Origin of the sequence: Roseovarius tibetensis, assembly GCF_050896375.1 — a bacterium.
GTDB classification, from domain to species: Bacteria; Pseudomonadota; Alphaproteobacteria; order Rhodobacterales; family Rhodobacteraceae; genus Roseovarius; species Roseovarius tibetensis.
This window is the reverse complement of record NZ_JBPBBB010000056.1, coordinates 1-16,243: the sequence shown is the minus strand read 5'-3', so window position 1 is coordinate 16,243 and position 16,243 is coordinate 1. Positions and strand designations below refer to the sequence as shown.

Sequence of the window (16,243 nt, the reverse complement as noted above, 5' to 3'; positions counted from 1 at the left end):
GCCTGCGCTTCGCCATCCGCGAAGGCGGCCGCACCGTCGGCGCCGGCGTCGTCTCCAAGATCCTCGTATAAAACCACCCGGGCATTTGCATGCTATGGAGATGATGAATGAGCGCCCCTCACCGGGCGCTCATTTTCGTTGGCGCAAGGAACGTGCCACGTGATTTTGCCCGCATACCAATGTATTCAATAACATACTGAAAGATTGACTTTTTTCCACGGCCCCTCCACCGTCCTTTGGATATGAAGAGGGGGATATCGGTGTCGGAACTTGATTTTTCGGACTGGATCGGGCGTCGCGAGACCCTGACCGCGTCCATTACCGCGACGCAGGCGGCGCAGATCTACGCCACGCTGGGGCCGCCGGATGTGCCCGCGCCGATGACGGGCGAGGCGATGCCGCCGCTCTGGCACTGGTGCGCGTTCGTGCCCACCGTGCCCACCGAGGAACTGGGGCGCGACGGCCATCCCAAGCTGGGCGGCTTCCTGCCGCCAGTGCCATTGCGGCGCCGGATGTGGGCCAGTGCCGACCTGCGGTTCGACCGGCCCCTGCATGTCGGCGAGCCTCTTACCCGCCATTCGGTCATCCGCAGCGTCGCGGAAAAGGCGGGCGCGTCCGGCCCGATGGTTCTGGTCAAGGTGGCGCACGAGTTGCACGGTGACGACGGGCTGGCCATCGAGGAGGTGCAGACCATCGTCTATCTCGATATCCCGGACAGCTACAGCCCGCCACGCAAGCGCCCGATGCCGGGTGCGCCGTCGATGCACGAGACGCGCGAGGCCAGCGAGGTGTTGCTGTTTCGCTACTCGGCCATCACGTTCAACGCGCACCGCATCCATATCGACCTGCCTTACGCGCAGCAGATCGAGCGGTATCCCGGCCTTGTCGTGCACGGGCCTTTGCAGGCCACCTGGCTGATCCAGGCCGCGCGGCAGGCGCACGGCGCGTGGCCCGACCGTTTCGATTTCCGCGGCGTGCATCCGATGCTTCTGGTGCATGGCGAGACCCCGCAGGTCGATCTCATGGCAGAACCGCACGAGTCGGGCGGGCTGGCGCTTTATGCCGGGCAGGCGGGTCATCAATGCACGGTGGCCACCGCCACCTGGGGGAACGCGGCATGAGCGGGATACTCAAGGGTATGCGCGTGGTCGAAGGATCGGCCTTTGTCGCGGTGCCGCTGGCGGGGATGACGCTGGCGCAGATGGGGGCCGAGGTGATCCGCTTTGACAGGATCGGCGGGGGCCTTGATGCCGGGCGCTGGCCGCTGGCGCCGTCGGGGCAAAGCCTGTTCTGGGCCGGTCTCAACAAGGGCAAGAAATCCGTCGCCGTGGACATGACCTGTCCCGAAGGCCGCGAACTGGTGACGCGCATCATCACGGCGCCCGGCGAGGACGCGGGCATGTTCCTGACCAACCTGCGGGTGCGCGGCTGGATGGATTACGAGACCCTGTCGCAGTATCGCAAGGATCTGATCATGGTCACGCTGATGGGCGACCGGCACGGCCGCCCGCAGGTCGATTACACCGTCAACCCGTCGCTTGGCATCCCCGCGATGACCGGCCCGGCCGACCTAGCAGAGCCGGTGGCGCATGCGATGCCCGCCTGGGACGTCGCGGCGGGGCATCTGGTGGTCTCTTCGCTGCTCGCGGCAGAGCGCACGCGGCTGCGGCGCGGCCACGGCCAGGAGGTGGAGCTGTCGCTGAAGGATGTTGCGGCGGCGACCATCGGTCATCTGGGCATGATCGGCGACGCGGTGGTCAACGACCGCGACCGACCCAAGGCCGGCAACGCGCTGTACGGGGCTTATGGGCAGGATTTCGTCTGTGCGTGCGGGCGCCGGGTGATGGTCATCGGCCTGACAAAGCGGCAATGGCGCAACCTGGTGAAGGCAACGGGCACAGAGGCCGAGATGGACGCGCTTGCGGCGCGCAGCGGGCGCGATCTGGCCGACGAGGGCGCCCGCTGGGAGTTGCGCGCGCAGATCACCGAGATCCTGCGCCCCTGGTTCGCGGCCCGCCGCGTCGCCGACTTTGCCGCGGATTTCGATACCGCGGGGCTGACATGGTCGGTGTTTCGCACCGTGCGCGAGGCCGTGGACGAGGATTCCGATCTCAGCGAGGCGAACCCGATGTTCGAACACCTGGACCAGCCCGGTCTTGGCCGGTTCGCGGTGCCCGGTCATCCGGCGGTGTTTTCGGCGCATGATCGCACCGCCCCGACACCGGCGCCCGCCCTCGGCGCGGATACCGAGGCCGTCCTCGGCGATGTCGTGGGGATGTGCGACACAGAGATCGCGCGACTGTTCGACACCGGCGTGGTGCAAAGCCCGCGCTACGCCGCGCGCTAGGATCTCCGGGCGCGGGGCAGGGCGCGTCGACCGGAAAAATCGCGATGCGGATCGGGAAATGGTGCGCAGGTGCTTGCGTCCCATGGCAAGCTCAAGTATCCGGCACACCGGAGTAGGGGTATAGCTCAGTTGGTAGAGCGACGGTCTCCAAAACCGTAGGTCCCGGGTTCGAGTCCTGGTGCCCCTGCCAGTCGTCAGATCAGCCTCCCTCGACCGTCCGCCGAAGACGCCCGTCATTATCGGGCGAGACGGTGCTGCATCGATGAGGAGCGGAGAGTCATCATGAACAAACTCCTGAAAAGCCTTGTGCCCGCGGGGCTTCGGCGCCGTGCACACGAGAAGAAACGTACCCATGCAGAGGCGGCCATGAAACGCATCGCGCAGCGTGGGTTGCAGGTGGGCACAGTCATCGATGTGGGCGCGTCCGACGGGCGTTGGTCGGCGCAGGTGATGGGCTATGTGCCCGATGCCGCATATGTTCTGGTCGAGGCCAACCCAAATCATCGCTCCGCCCTTGCAAGCTTTTGTGAAAGCCACCTGCGCACGCGTTTCGTGATGGCGGCTGCAAGTGACAGGTCTGGGACAATCCGGTTCGATGCCTCCGACCTTTTCGGCGGCAAGGCCGCGCCCGAACCGGAAAGCAGCGCGCAAGAGGTCGAGGCGGTTCGGCTGGACGATGTCGTGACGCCCGATGACGGGCCGTTCCTCGTCAAGCTTGACACGCATGGCCATGAGCTGCCGATCCTCGAGGGGGCCGAGCGCTGCCTTGCAAATGCGGCCCTGGTCGTCATTGAAACCTACGGGTTTCGTATCGCGCCGGAGGCCATGCTGTTTCACGAGATGGTCGCCCACATGCGCGAGAAGGGGTTTGGTGTCGTGGATATGTCCGATCCTTTGTGGCGTCCCGGGGATGGATGTCTTTGGCAGATGGACCTGTACTTTCAACCGCTCACACGCCCCGAGTTCAACAGCGCCACGTATTTCTGATCGCCTGCGCGGACGCAGCCCCCGGCAACCGGCCCGCGCATGGGCTCTTGAACTCGGCGTCCGGCGCGCGTATGTCGCGCTCAACGCCGAAATGATGGAAGACAGCGCACATGGCACGCACGAACCCGCTCCAGTTCATTCAGCAGGTCCGCTCGGAAGTCTCCAAGGTGGTTTGGCCCACCCGGCGGGAGGTGCTGTTGACCACGGTGATGGTGTTCATCATGGCCACGCTGACCGCCATCTTCTTCGCGCTGGTGGATCTGGCGATCCGCAGCGGGCTTCAGGGGGTGCTGGGCTTCTTCGGCTGATGCGCTGAATACCGGCTGTCGGGTCTTGAACTCTTCGGGGATACAAGGTATCCGACACATGATATCCGGATCAGGCGTGCGGCGATTCTAGTTGCGCGCCAATTTTCGTTTCGGATGGTGCGGCTGCAACCGCCCGACATGATGTGACTATCCGGCTTGGGTCCGGTGAATAAAAGGACGTAGGTCGACGATGGCAAAGCGGTGGTACTCGGTCAGTGTTCTCTCGAACTTCGAGAAGAAGATCGCCGAGCAGATCAGGGCATCCGTCGCCGAGCACGGGCTGGAGGACGAGATCGAGGAAATCCTCGTGCCGACCGAAGAAGTGATCGAAGTGCGTCGCGGCAAGAAGGTGACCGCAGAGCGTCGTTTTATGCCGGGATACGTCCTTGTGCGGATGGAAATGTCAGACAAGGGCTATCACCTGATCAACTCGATCAACAAGGTGACGGGGTTTCTCGGTCCGCAGGGCCGTCCGATGCCGATGCGCGACGCCGAGGTGAACACGATCCTGAACCGCGTTCAGGAGGGCGAGGAAAGCCCGCGCACCCTGATTCATTTCGAGATCGGCGAGAAGGTCAAGGTCAACGATGGCCCGTTCGAGGACTTCGACGGCATGGTCGAGGCCGTGGACGACGACAACCAGCGCCTGAAGGTGGCGGTGTCGATCTTTGGCCGGGAAACCCCGGTCGAACTGGAATTCACACAGGTCACCAAGCAGACCTGATGATGTGAGCCGTGGGAGGCGAGGCGGCCGCGGTCGCCGGGCCAGACCACACAACGCGAAAGCCCGAGGGGCGCGCCCCGAAGGTGTTGGATAAAAGGAGAGGCCGGATGGCCAAGAAACTCATAGGCAAGCTCAAGCTTCAGGTGAAAGCCGGGCAAGCCAATCCCAGCCCGCCCGTCGGCCCCGCACTGGGTCAGCGCGGGCTTAACATCATGGAATTCTGCAAGCAGTTCAATGCCAAGACTGCCGAGATGGAGCCGGGCGCACCGTGCCCGACAGAGATTTCCTACTATCAGGACAAATCGTTCGAGCTGGATATCAAGACGCCGCCCGCGTCCTATTACCTGAAAAAGGCGGCCAAGGTGAAATCAGGGTCGAAGACGGCTGGTCGCGCCACCGCCGGGACGGTCAGCACCAAGCAGGTGCGCGAGATCGCCGAGGCCAAATGGCGGGATCTGAACGCGACAGATATCGAATCGGCGATGAAGATCGTTCTCGGTTCGGCGCGCTCCATGGGCATCGAGGTGAAGTGATATGACAAAGCTTTCCAAACGCACCCGCGCGATGCGCGCCGCCACCGCCGGCAAGGAAAACCTGAGCGTCGAAGATGCCGTCGCCCTGATCCAGAGCAACGCGACCGCGAAATTCGATGAGACCGTCGAGATCTCGATGAATCTCGGTGTCGATCCGCGTCACGCCGACCAGATGGTTCGCGGTGTCGTCGGGCTGCCCAACGGGACCGGCAAGACCGTGCGTGTCGCGGTGTTCGCCCGTGGTCCCAAAGCCGAAGAGGCCGAGGCGGCGGGCGCGGACATCGTTGGCGCCGAGGATCTGATGGAAACGATCCAGGGGGGCAAGATCGAGTTTGATCGCTGCATCGCGACGCCCGACATGATGCCTGTCGTTGGTCGCCTGGGCAAGATCCTCGGGCCGCGCAACCTGATGCCGAACCCCAAGATCGGTACGGTGACCATGGATGTCGCGCAGGCCGTCAAGGATGCAAAGGGCGGTCAGGTCCAGTTCAAGGCCGAAAAGGCCGGTGTGATCCACGGCGGTGTCGGCAAGGTATCCTTCGACGCGGAAAAGCTGGCCGAGAACGTGCGCGCCTTCGTGTCCGCCGTGCAGAAGGCCAAGCCGACAGGCGCCAAGGGCACCTACGTCAAGAAGATCTCGCTGACCTCCACGATGGGGCCGGGCGTGACGATCGACGTCAGCAGCGCCGCTGTCGCATAGAAATTTGTCGCCGGGGTTTCGGCCCCGGCGGCGGATGGCAGGGCCATCTTGCGCCCTGTCCTGTCCGAGACGGAGGGTTCATTGCATCCGCGATGAATAATTCCTTCCTGAGACGGGAAACGAGATGAGATTTCCAGCGAGGGCATCTGCCGTCGGGTGATCTTGGCCTCGGGACCCGCTTGGACCCGAACGCCGCTCCTTCGGGAGGGGCAAAAATCGAGCCGGGGGGAAACCCCCAAACTTGGAGTGAAACTGTGGATAGAGCCCAGAAAGAGAAAGTGGTCGAGGAACTCGGCCAGATCTTCGAAAGCTCTGGCGTCGTGGTGGTTGCCCACTACACGGGTCTGACAGTTGCTGAAATGCAGGATCTGCGTGCCCGCGCCCGTGCGGCAGAGGCATCGGTTCGTGTGGCCAAGAACAGGCTCGCCAAGATCGCCCTCGAGGGCAAGCCCTGCGCAAGCATTGCTGAGTACCTCTCGGGCATGACCGTGCTCACCTTTTCCGAGGACCCCGTGGCAGCAGCCAAGGTGGCCGAGGATTTCGCCAAGGACAACAAGAAATTCGAGATCCTTGGCGGGGCAATGGGCACAACCGGTCTGGACCGTGCCGGTGTCGAAGCCACGTCGAAACTGCCGTCGCGCGACGAGCTCATCGCTCAGATCGCAGGCATGATCGGCGCACCTGCTTCGGGCATCGCGGGGGCCATTGGCGCACCTGCTTCGAACATCGCGAGCATCCTTTCGACCATCGAAGAGAAGGCCGAAGCCGCGTAAGGCAAACTGCAACAGTCGCGTAAGGGTCACGAACCCGACGTTGGAACACATCTAGAGAACGGAAAAGAGTCAAATGGCTGATCTGAAAAAACTGGCGGAAGAGATCGTTGGTCTGACGCTTCTCGAAGCACAAGAACTGAAAACCATCCTCAAGGACGAGTACGGCATCGAGCCCGCAGCCGGTGGCGCGGTCATGATGGCCGGCCCTGCCGATGGCGGTGGCGAGGCCGAGGAAGAGCAGACCGAATTCGACGTGATCCTGAAAGCCGCAGGCGCGTCGAAGATCAACGTGATCAAGGAAGTGCGTGCGATCACCGGTCTGGGTCTGAAAGAAGCCAAGGATCTGGTCGAGGCCGGCGGCAAGGCCGTGAAGGAGCAGGTCTCGAAGGACGAAGCGGACGAGATCAAGGGCAAGCTGGAAGCAGCCGGCGCCGAGGTCGAACTGAAGTAATCCGCGTCGGAGAGATCCGACACGACATCAAGGCTGGGCCCGGAGTTTCCGGACCCGGCCAAGCCTGTCTCAGATAGGCCCTGCATGTGACGGGGCTTGTCTAAGGCGAGGTTTTCAGGATCGGGAGGCTCTCATTGGGACGAGGGCCACGAATGGATCCGACCCGCCCTCTCGGATGGCCGCGGCGCTGAGCCCCGACAGCGCGCGCGACCGGTGAGAAACGAAAGGTGACATCACCATGGCTCAGACATACCTCGGCCAGAAACGGTTGCGCAAGTATTATGGCAAGATCCGTGAAATACTGGACATGCCGAACCTCATCGAGGTTCAGAAATCGTCATATGATCTTTTCCTGAGATCCGGCGACGAGGCCGAGCCGCTTGACGGCGAAGGCATCCAAGGGGTCTTCAAGTCGGTCTTCCCGATCAAGGATTTCAACGAGACCAGCGTGCTGGAATTCGTCAGCTACGATCTGGAACGTCCGAAATACGACGTCGAAGAGTGCATGCAGCGTGACATGACCTACGCGGCCCCGCTGAAGGTGAAGCTGCGGCTGATCGTGTTCGACATGGATGAAGACACCGGTGCGAAGTCCGTCAAGGACATCAAGGAACAGGATGTCTTCATGGGGGACATGCCGCTGATGACGCCGCATGCGACCTTCGTGGTCAATGGCACGGAACGGGTGGTCGTGTCGCAGATGCACCGGTCGCCGGGTGTGTTCTTCGACCACGACAAGGGCAAGACGCATTCCTCGGGCAAACTGCTTTTCACGTGCCGGATCATTCCCTATCGCGGCTCGTGGCTGGATTTCGAGTTTGACGCGAAGGACATGGTCTATGCCCGGATCGACCGCCGCCGCAAGCTGCCGGTGACAACGCTGCTCTACGCGCTCGGGCTCGACCAGGAAGGCATCATGAATGCCTATTACGATACGGTCGACTATACCCTGCAGGACAAGAAGGGCTGGGTGACCAAGTTCTTCCCCGAGCGGGTGCGCGGGACACGTCCGACCTACGATCTGATCGACGCCGCGACCGGCGAGGTCATCGCCGAGGCAGGCAAGAAGATCACGCCGCGCGCGGTCAAGAAGCTGATCGACGAGGGCAAGGTCACGGAGCTGCTCGTGCCGTTCGATCACATCGTCGGCAAATTCGTGGCGCGGGACATCATCGACGAAGAGACCGGCGCCATCCATGTCGAGGCCGGCGACGAGCTGACGCTGGAACACGACAAGAACGGCGAGATCACCGGCGGCACGCTGCAGGATCTTCTCGATGTCGGCATCACGGACATCCCGGTGCTCGATATCGACGGGGTCAATGTCGGGCCGTATATCCGCAACACGATGGCGATGGACAAGAACATGAACCGCGAAAGCGCGCTCATGGACATCTACCGCGTGATGCGCCCCGGCGAGCCGCCGACCGAGGAAGGTTCGGCCGCACTGTTCGAGACGCTGTTCGGCGACTCCGAGCGCTATGACCTCAGCGCCGTGGGCCGGGTCAAGATGAACATGCGTCTCGCGCTCGACAAGCCCGACACGCAGCGGACGCTGGACCGTGAGGATATCGTCTCCTGTATCAAGGCGCTGACCGAATTGCGCGACGGCAAGGGCGACGTGGACGACATCGACCATTTGGGCAACCGCCGCGTGCGGTCCGTCGGCGAGTTGATGGAGAACCAGTACCGCGTCGGCCTGCTGCGGATGGAGCGCGCGATCAAGGAGCGGATGAGCTCGGTCGAGATCGACACCGTCATGCCGCAGGATCTGATCAACGCCAAGCCGGCGGCGGCCGCGGTTCGGGAATTCTTCGGCTCGTCGCAGCTGTCGCAGTTCATGGACCAGACCAACCCGCTGTCGGAGGTGACCCACAAGCGTCGTCTCTCGGCGCTTGGACCGGGCGGTCTGACGCGCGAACGCGCAGGCTTCGAGGTGCGCGACGTGCACCCGACCCATTACGGGCGCATCTGTCCGATCGAGACGCCGGAAGGTCAGAACATCGGTCTGATCAACTCTCTGGCGACCTTCGCGCGGGTCAACAAGTACGGCTTTATCGAGACGCCCTACCGCAAGGTCGCGAACGGTCAGGTCACTGACGAGGTGACCTACATGTCGGCCACGGAAGAGGCCCGGCATACCGTCGCGCAGGCCAATGCCAAGCTCGACGAGGGCGGCAAGTTCGTGAACGATCTGGTCAGCACCCGTCAGGCCGGCGAATACATGCTGGCCCCGAACGAGCATGTCGACATGATCGACGTCAGCCCCAAACAGCTGGTGTCGGTCGCGGCGTCGCTGATTCCGTTTCTGGAAAACGACGACGCCAACCGCGCCCTGATGGGGGCGAACATGATGCGGCAGGCGCTGCCGCTGGTTCGGTCCGAGGCGCCGCTTGTCGGCACCGGGATCGAGGGGCAGGTGGCCCGCGACAGCGGGGCGTCGATCATGGCCCGCCGCGCGGGCGTCATCGACCAGGTCGATGCGCAGCGCATCGTGGTGCGCGCCACCGAGGATCTCAACATCGGCGATCCCGGTGTCGACATCTACCGGTTGCGCAAGTTCCAGCGTTCGAACCAGAACAGCTGCATCAACCAGCGCCCCCTGATCAAGGTGGGCGATTCCGTCCAGAAGGGCGAGGTGATCGCCGATGGTCCGGGCACCGACATGGGCGAGCTGGCGGTCGGGCGCAACGTGATCGTCGCCTTCATGCCGTGGAACGGCTACAACTACGAGGACTCGATCCTGATCTCGGAACGCATCGTCAAGGATGACGTGTTCACGAGCGTGCATATCGAGGAATTCGAGGTGGCCGCCCGCGACACCAAGCTGGGGCCGGAAGAGATTACCCGCGACATCCCCAACGTCGGCGAGGAGGCGCTGCGCAATCTCGACGAGGCGGGCATCGTCTATATCGGCGCCGATGTGGAGCCGGGCGATATCCTCGTTGGCAAGATCACCCCCAAGGGCGAAAGCCCGATGACACCGGAAGAAAAGCTGCTGCGGGCAATCTTCGGCGAGAAGGCCAGCGACGTGCGCGACACCTCGCTGCGCGTCAAGCCGGGCGATTTCGGCACGATTGTCGAGGTCCGCGTGTTCAACCGCCACGGTGTCGAAAAGGACGAGCGTGCGCTGCAGATCGAGCGTGAAGAGGTCGAGCGCCTGTCGCGGGACCGTGATGACGAGCTGGCGATCCTCGACCGCAACATCTATGCGCGTCTGCGGGATCTGATCCTCGGCAAGGTCGCCGTGAAGGGGCCCAAGGGTGTCAAGGCCAATTCCGAGATCACCGAGGACCTGCTGGCGACGCTCAGCAAGGGTCAGTGGTGGCAGCTTGCCCTCAAGGACGAAGCCGACGCCAAGATCGTCGAGGCGCTGCATGACCAGTACGAGGTGCAGAAACGCGCCCTCGATGCACGGTTCGAGGACAAGGTCGAGAAGGTCCGCCGCGGCGACGATCTTCCGCCGGGCGTGATGAAGATGGTCAAGGTCTTCGTCGCGGTGAAGCGCAAGCTTCAGCCGGGCGACAAGATGGCCGGGCGTCACGGCAACAAGGGCGTCATTTCCAAGGTGATCCCGGAAGAGGACATGCCGTTCCTCACCGACGGGACGCCCGTCGATGTCTGCCTCAATCCGCTCGGGGTGCCGTCGCGCATGAACGTGGGCCAGATCCTCGAAACGCATATGGGCTGGGCAAGCCGGGCGCTCGGGCTGCGCATCGACGATGCGCTTGCCGAATACAGGCGCTCGGGCGATCTGACGCCGGTCCGCGAGGCCATGCATTATGCATATGGCGACGAGGTCTTTGAGGAGGGCATCAAGGACATGGACGAGGAGGCGCTGATTGAATCGGCCGGGTCCGTGACCAATGGCGTGCCGATCGCGACGCCGGTCTTCGATGGGGCCAAGGAGGACGATATCAACGACGCTCTCGCGCGTGCCGGGTTCGACAATTCCGGCCAGTCCATCGTCCATGACGGGCGCACCGGCGAGGCGTTCAGCCGACCGGTCACCGTGGGCGTCAAGTACCTGCTCAAGCTGCATCACCTTGTCGATGACAAGATCCACGCGCGCTCCACCGGGCCTTACAGCCTGGTGACCCAGCAACCGCTTGGTGGCAAGGCACAGTTCGGCGGGCAGCGTCTTGGCGAGATGGAGGTCTGGGCGCTGCAAGCCTACGGTGCAGCCTACACCCTGCAAGAGATGCTGACGGTCAAGTCCGACGATGTCGCGGGCCGGACCAAGGTCTACGAGTCGATCGTCAAGGGCGAGGACAATTTCGAGGCCGGCGTGCCGGAATCGTTCAACGTCCTCGTGAAAGAGGTGCGTGGCCTCGGCCTCAACATGGAACTCCTGGATGCGGATGAGGATGAGTAGGCGCGACGTGCCGGACCCTTTCAAAGGGTCCGGTCCGTTTTCCGTTCGGGAAAACGGCGCATCATCCCAGTCGACCGCCAGCCTCTCCAAGGATTAGAAAATGAACCAGGAAATCACAAGCAACCCGTTCAACCCCGTGGCACCGACCAAGGTGTTCGACGAAATCAAGGTCTCTCTGGCAAGCCCGGAGCGGATCCTGTCATGGTCCTTCGGCGAGATCAAGAAACCCGAGACCATCAACTACCGCACGTTCAAGCCCGAGCGTGACGGCCTGTTCTGCGCGCGCATCTTCGGGCCGATCAAGGACTACGAGTGCCTTTGCGGCAAGTACAAGCGCATGAAGTATCGCGGTGTCGTCTGCGAGAAGTGCGGCGTCGAGGTCACGCTTCAGAAGGTCCGCCGCGAGCGGATGGGCCATATCGAGCTTGCCGCGCCCTGCGCGCATATCTGGTTCCTGAAATCGCTGCCAAGCCGCATCGGCCTGATGCTCGACATGACGCTGCGCGATCTGGAACGGGTGCTCTATTTCGAGAACTACGTGGTGATCGAGCCGGGTCTGACGGATCTCGCCTATGGGCAGATGCTCAACGAAGAGGAATTCATGGATGCGCAGGATGCGTATGGCATGGATGCCTTCACCGCCAATATCGGCGCCGAGGCGATCCGCGAGATGCTGGCCAATATCGACCTCGAAAGCGAGGCCGAGCAACTGCGCGCCGATCTCAAGGAAGCCACGGGCGAGCTGAAGCCCAAGAAGATCATCAAGCGGCTCAAGGTGGTCGAATCCTTCCTTGAATCCGGGAACCGTCCGGAATGGATGGTGATGACCGTCCTGCCGGTGATCCCGCCGGAACTGCGCCCGCTGGTGCCGCTCGATGGGGGTCGGTTCGCCACGTCGGACCTGAACGATCTCTACCGCCGCGTGATCAACCGCAACAACCGCCTGAAGCGCCTGATCGAATTGCGCGCGCCGGATATCATCGTGCGCAACGAAAAGCGGATGCTGCAGGAATCGGTCGATGCGCTGTTTGACAACGGGCGTCGCGGCCGGGTCATCACCGGCGCCAACAAGCGCCCGCTGAAATCCATGTCCGACATGCTCAAGGGCAAGCAGGGCCGTTTCCGCCAGAACCTTCTGGGCAAGCGCGTGGACTTCTCCGGCCGCTCGGTCATCGTGACGGGCCCCGAGCTCAAGCTGCATCAATGCGGCCTGCCCAAGAAGATGGCGCTGGAGCTGTTCAAGCCGTTCATCTATTCGCGGCTCGAGGCCAAGGGCCTCAGCTCGACGGTGAAACAGGCCAAGAAGCTTGTGGAAAAAGAACGCCCCGAGGTTTGGGATATCCTCGACGAGGTTATCCGCGAACATCCCGTGATGCTCAACCGGGCGCCGACGCTGCACCGTCTGGGCTTTCAGGCGTTCGAGCCGATGCTGATCGAGGGCAAGGCGATCCAGCTTCACCCGCTGGTCTGTGCCGCCTTCAACGCGGATTTCGACGGCGACCAGATGGCCGTGCACGTCCCGCTGAGCCTTGAGGCGCAGCTCGAGGCGCGTGTGCTGATGATGTCCACCAACAACGTGCTGTCGCCGGCGAACGGCGCGCCGATCATCGTGCCGTCGCAGGACATGATTCTCGGGCTGTACTACGTCACGCTCATGCGTGAGGGCATGAAGGGCGAGGGGATGGTGTTTTCCTCGCTCGACGAGGTGCAGCACGCCCTCGATGCGGGCGAAGTGCATCTGCACTCCAAGATCATCGTACGTGTGCCGCAAATAGACGAACACGGTATCGAGGTCATGGAGCGTGTGGAAACTACACCCGGTCGCGCGCGGCTCGGGGCGCTTCTGCCGCAAAACGCCAAGGCCCCGTTCAGCCTCGTGAACCGCCTTCTGCGCAAGAAAGAGGTGCAGCAGATCATCGACACCGTCTACCGCTATTGCGGCCAGAAGGAATCGGTCATTTTCTGCGACCAGATCATGACCCTCGGTTTCCGCGAAGCGTTCCGTGCCGGCATCTCGTTCGGCAAGAACGACATGGTCGTCCCGGATGGCAAGTGGACCATCGTGGAAGACGCCCGGTCGGACGTGAAAGGCTTCGAGCAGCAATACATGGACGGCCTGATCACCCAGGGCGAGAAGTACAACAAGGTCGTCGATGCCTGGTCGAAGTGCAACGATCAGGTCACCGAGGCCATGATGGGCTCGATCTCTGCCGACCGGAAGGACGAAAGCGGCGCCACGATGGAGCCGAACAGCGTGTACATGATGGCCCACTCGGGCGCGCGCGGATCCGTGACGCAGATGAAGCAGCTGGGCGGCATGCGGGGCCTGATGGCCAAGCCGAACGGCGATATCATCGAGACGCCGATCATCTCGAACTTCAAGGAAGGTCTGACCGTTCTTGAATACTTCAACTCGACCCACGGCGCCCGAAAGGGTCTTTCGGACACTGCTCTGAAAACCGCCAACTCGGGCTATCTCACCCGGCGGCTGGTGGATGTCGCGCAGGACTGCATCGTGCGCGAGCATGATTGCGGCACCGAACGCGCGGTCACTGTCGAGGCGGCGGTCAATGACGGCGAAGTCGTCGCCACCCTCGCCGAGCGGTGCCTCGGGCGTGTCGTGGCCGAGGACATCGTCGATCCGCTGAGCGATCGGGTGCTGGCCGCGACAGGCGAGTTGATCGACGAGCGGACGGCGGACTCGCTCGAAGACGCCGCGGTGCAGACCGTGCGTCTGCGCTCGCCGTTGACCTGCGAGGCCGAGGACGGCGTCTGCGCCATGTGTTACGGGCGTGACCTCGCGCGTGGCACCATGGTCAATATCGGCGAGGCCGTGGGCATCATCGCCGCGCAATCGATCGGCGAGCCGGGCACCCAGTTGACGATGCGGACATTCCACATCGGCGGCGTGGCGCAAGGCGGCCAGCAGTCCTTCCAGGAGGCGAGCCAGGAAGGCACGATCGAGTACGAAAACCCGCAGACGCTCGACAATTCCAGCGGCGAGACCCTCGTCATGGGCCGGAACATGAAGATCCGGATCATGAACGACAAGGGCGTGGAACTGGCCAGCCACAAGGTCGGCTACGGCACAAAACTGTTCGTGACCGCGGGCGACAAGGTTGTGCGCGGCGACAAGATGTTCGAATGGGATCCTTATACCCTTCCGATCCTTGCCGAAAAGGCCGGGACGGCCAAGTTCGCCGATCTCACATCGGGCGTCTCGATCCGCGATGTCACGGACGAGGCCACGGGCATGACCCAGAAGATCGTGACCGACTGGCGCACGGCGCCGCGCGGCAACGATCTCAAGCCCGAGATCTTCATCGTCGGTGACGATGGCGAGCCGATCCGCAACGACGTGGGCAACCCGGTGGCGTATCAGATGTCCGTCGACGCGATCCTGTCGGTCGAAGACGGTCAGAAGGTCGAGGCTGGCGACGTGGTCGCGCGGATCCCGCGCGAGGGCGGCAAGACCAAGGACATCACCGGCGGTCTGCCGCGGGTGGCCGAACTGTTCGAGGCCCGGCGCCCCAAGGATCACGCGATCATCGCCGAGATCGACGGGTACGTGCGCTATGGCAAGGACTACAAGAACAAGCGTCGCATCACCATCGAGCCGGCGGATGAAAACCTTGATCCGTTCGAATACATGGTGCCCAAGGGCAAGCATATCCCGGTGCAGGAAGGCGATTACGTCCAGAAAGGCGACTACATCATGGACGGCAATCCTGCGCCGCATGACATCCTGGGCATCCTCGGGGTCGAGGCGCTGGCCAACTACATGATCGACGAGGTCCAGGAGGTGTACCGCCTGCAGGGCGTCAAGATCAACGACAAGCATGTCGAGGTCATCGTCCGTCAGATGCTGCAGAAATGGGAGATCCAAGACAGCGGCGACACCACGTTGCTCAAGGGCGAGCATGTCGAGAAGATCGAGTTCGAGGAGGCGAATGAAAAGGCTATCTCGAAGGGTGGGCGTCCCGCACAGGGCGAGCCGATCCTGTTGGGGATCACCAAGGCCAGCCTGCAGACCCGGTCCTTCATCTCGGCCGCGTCCTTCCAGGAGACCACTCGCGTGCTGACCGAGGCGTCGGTTCAGGGCAAGCGCGACAAGTTGGTCGGCCTGAAGGAAAACGTGATCGTCGGTCGTCTCATCCCCGCCGGCACGGGACGTGCAACGCAGGAGATGCGCCGCATCGCCACCTCGCGGGACAACGTGGTCATCGAGGCGCGTCAGGAAGAAGCCGCCGCGGCGGCCGCGCTGGCCGCGCCGGTGCCCGAAGACGACGTGGTGGGAGGTGACCCCTTCGACAACTTTGTCGATACGCCCGAAAGCCGCGACGAGTGAACCGCATGCGTCGCGTGCATGAGAACCAGAGGCGCGGCCCGGGATGACGCGTTCCGTCTGCCGATCACTCTAAACAGACCTGCCGTGTGCGACGCGGCAGGTCTTTTTTGGTCCGCAGCTCCGATGATGGTCCCACCTCGTGTCAGTCCTGCGATGACGGGGCCCTGACAGGGGCACGGGCGAGATCGGGCGGCGCCCAATCATGGCGTCGTCGATCCCCTCCGGCCTCTGGCCTGCCACGGGAGTCTTCTTCAACTTGGCGCTAAAGCCCGCACCGATGAGGGGATGGACCGTGAAGCGAACGCGTGTAACGGACGAACGAACCAGCGGCATCGTGGTCGAGTACGAGGCCGGTGTATGGAGGAAGGTCTGCAGTCCGTCCCAGTGGCGATGGATACAGGCCAGCTTCTCGCCGGTGAGGAGGATCGGAAAGGCGTCCAGTGGACGGCTTTCCCGACGAACGGACTTGGGCGAGACCCGAAGCCGCTGTTCCTGTAGCCAGTCGCCGAACGCCGCCACCAGCGGGGCCGTTCGTGCCTGCCGGGCCGAAAGGCGTTGACCTGGTTCGACGCCGCGGATGTCGGCCTCGATCTTGTAGATCTCGGCGATGCGGCGCAGGTTGAGCCATTGATGCGCCATTGGTTCAAGCACAATGGCGAACGGCGGCGATCATCACGCCGGAGGCGTGCCTTCGGCA

At 63.0% G+C, this 16,243-nt stretch carries 12 protein-coding genes, 1 tRNA gene and 1 pseudogene; 13 read left to right on the top strand and 1 reads right to left on the bottom strand.

The genetic code is table 11. The features are described from left to right. The 13 genes from ACROSR_RS18760 to rpoC all read left to right on the top strand — a co-directional run. Positions 1-71, top strand: a 71-nt coding sequence (locus ACROSR_RS18760) for an EF-Tu C-terminal domain-related protein (RefSeq protein WP_432687294.1), incomplete at its 5' end; no start/stop codon positions are given. A gap of 189 nt (positions 72-260) precedes the next feature. Continuing rightward, positions 261-1,121, top strand: a complete 861-nt coding sequence (locus tag ACROSR_RS18755; protein WP_432687427.1) for an HTD2 family dehydratase — start codon at positions 261-263, stop codon at positions 1,119-1,121. Beyond that, the gene (locus ACROSR_RS18750; RefSeq protein WP_432687426.1) at positions 1,118-2,347 is read left to right on the top strand and encodes a CoA transferase; all 1,230 of its coding nucleotides are present in this window, start codon (positions 1,118-1,120) and stop codon (positions 2,345-2,347) included. Before ACROSR_RS18755 ends, ACROSR_RS18750 begins: the two co-directional genes overlap by 4 nt. 114 nt (positions 2,348-2,461) lie before the next feature. Then, positions 2,462-2,537, top strand: a tRNA-Trp gene (locus tag ACROSR_RS18745). Positions 2,538-2,629: 92 nt separating this feature from the next. After that, positions 2,630-3,334 carry an FkbM family methyltransferase gene (locus tag ACROSR_RS18740; RefSeq protein ID WP_432687425.1) on the top strand — a complete coding sequence of 235 codons (705 nt, stop codon included), beginning with the start codon at positions 2,630-2,632 and terminating at the stop codon, positions 3,332-3,334. Positions 3,335-3,444: 110 nt separating this feature from the next. Next, complete coding sequence (gene secE, locus ACROSR_RS18735; RefSeq protein ID WP_432687424.1) at positions 3,445-3,642, top strand: preprotein translocase subunit SecE; 198 nt, start codon at positions 3,445-3,447, stop codon at positions 3,640-3,642. A gap of 190 nt (positions 3,643-3,832) precedes the next feature. After that, a complete protein-coding gene (nusG, locus tag ACROSR_RS18730) occupies positions 3,833-4,366 on the top strand; it encodes a transcription termination/antitermination protein NusG (protein WP_432687423.1) in 534 nt (177 codons plus the stop codon). 107 nt (positions 4,367-4,473) lie between these two features. Continuing rightward, positions 4,474-4,899 carry a 50S ribosomal protein L11 gene (rplK, locus tag ACROSR_RS18725; protein WP_432687422.1) on the top strand — a complete coding sequence of 142 codons (426 nt, stop codon included), beginning with the start codon at positions 4,474-4,476 and terminating at the stop codon, positions 4,897-4,899. A gap of 1 nt (position 4,900) precedes the next feature. After that, positions 4,901-5,599, top strand: a complete 699-nt coding sequence (gene rplA / locus ACROSR_RS18720) for a 50S ribosomal protein L1 (RefSeq protein ID WP_432687421.1) — start codon at positions 4,901-4,903, stop codon at positions 5,597-5,599. Between the two features lie 254 nt (positions 5,600-5,853). Continuing rightward, positions 5,854-6,372, top strand: a complete 519-nt coding sequence (rplJ, locus tag ACROSR_RS18715; protein WP_432687420.1) for a 50S ribosomal protein L10 — start codon at positions 5,854-5,856, stop codon at positions 6,370-6,372. A 73-nt stretch (positions 6,373-6,445) separates the two neighbouring features. Beyond that, positions 6,446-6,823, top strand: coding sequence for a 50S ribosomal protein L7/L12 (gene rplL / locus ACROSR_RS18710; RefSeq protein WP_432687419.1), 378 nt, complete (start codon positions 6,446-6,448; stop codon positions 6,821-6,823). A 238-nt stretch (positions 6,824-7,061) separates the two neighbouring features. Then, positions 7,062-11,198: a DNA-directed RNA polymerase subunit beta gene (rpoB, locus tag ACROSR_RS18705; RefSeq protein ID WP_432687418.1), complete on the top strand. Its 4,137-nt coding sequence runs from the start codon at positions 7,062-7,064 to the stop codon at positions 11,196-11,198. Between the two features lie 100 nt (positions 11,199-11,298). After that, complete coding sequence (rpoC, locus tag ACROSR_RS18700; protein ID WP_432687417.1) at positions 11,299-15,546, top strand: DNA-directed RNA polymerase subunit beta'; 4,248 nt, start codon at positions 11,299-11,301, stop codon at positions 15,544-15,546. A gap of 357 nt (positions 15,547-15,903) precedes the next feature. Here rpoC and ACROSR_RS18695 read toward each other — a convergent pair. Beyond that, positions 15,904-16,164: pseudogene (locus tag ACROSR_RS18695) on the bottom strand (IS66 family transposase); the annotation flags it as partial. Positions 16,165-16,243: the final 79 nt, after the last annotated feature.

Bases quoted from the DNA above. Each gene is read 5' to 3' on its own strand.
- ACROSR_RS18750 (WP_432687426.1), top strand. From the start codon at position 1,118: ATGAGCGGGATACTCAAGGGTATGCGCGTGGTCGAAGGATCGGCCTTT.
- ACROSR_RS18740 (WP_432687425.1), top strand. From the start codon at position 2,630: ATGAACAAACTCCTGAAAAGCCTTGTGCCCGCGGGGCTTCGGCGCCGT.
- secE (WP_432687424.1), top strand. From the start codon at position 3,445: ATGGCACGCACGAACCCGCTCCAGTTCATTCAGCAGGTCCGCTCGGAA.
- nusG (WP_432687423.1), top strand. From the start codon at position 3,833: ATGGCAAAGCGGTGGTACTCGGTCAGTGTTCTCTCGAACTTCGAGAAG.
- rplK (WP_432687422.1), top strand. From the start codon at position 4,474: ATGGCCAAGAAACTCATAGGCAAGCTCAAGCTTCAGGTGAAAGCCGGG.
- rplA (WP_432687421.1), top strand. From the start codon at position 4,901: ATGACAAAGCTTTCCAAACGCACCCGCGCGATGCGCGCCGCCACCGCC.
- rplL (WP_432687419.1), top strand. From the start codon at position 6,446: ATGGCTGATCTGAAAAAACTGGCGGAAGAGATCGTTGGTCTGACGCTT.
- rpoB (WP_432687418.1), top strand. From the start codon at position 7,062: ATGGCTCAGACATACCTCGGCCAGAAACGGTTGCGCAAGTATTATGGC.
- rpoC (WP_432687417.1), top strand. From the start codon at position 11,299: ATGAACCAGGAAATCACAAGCAACCCGTTCAACCCCGTGGCACCGACC.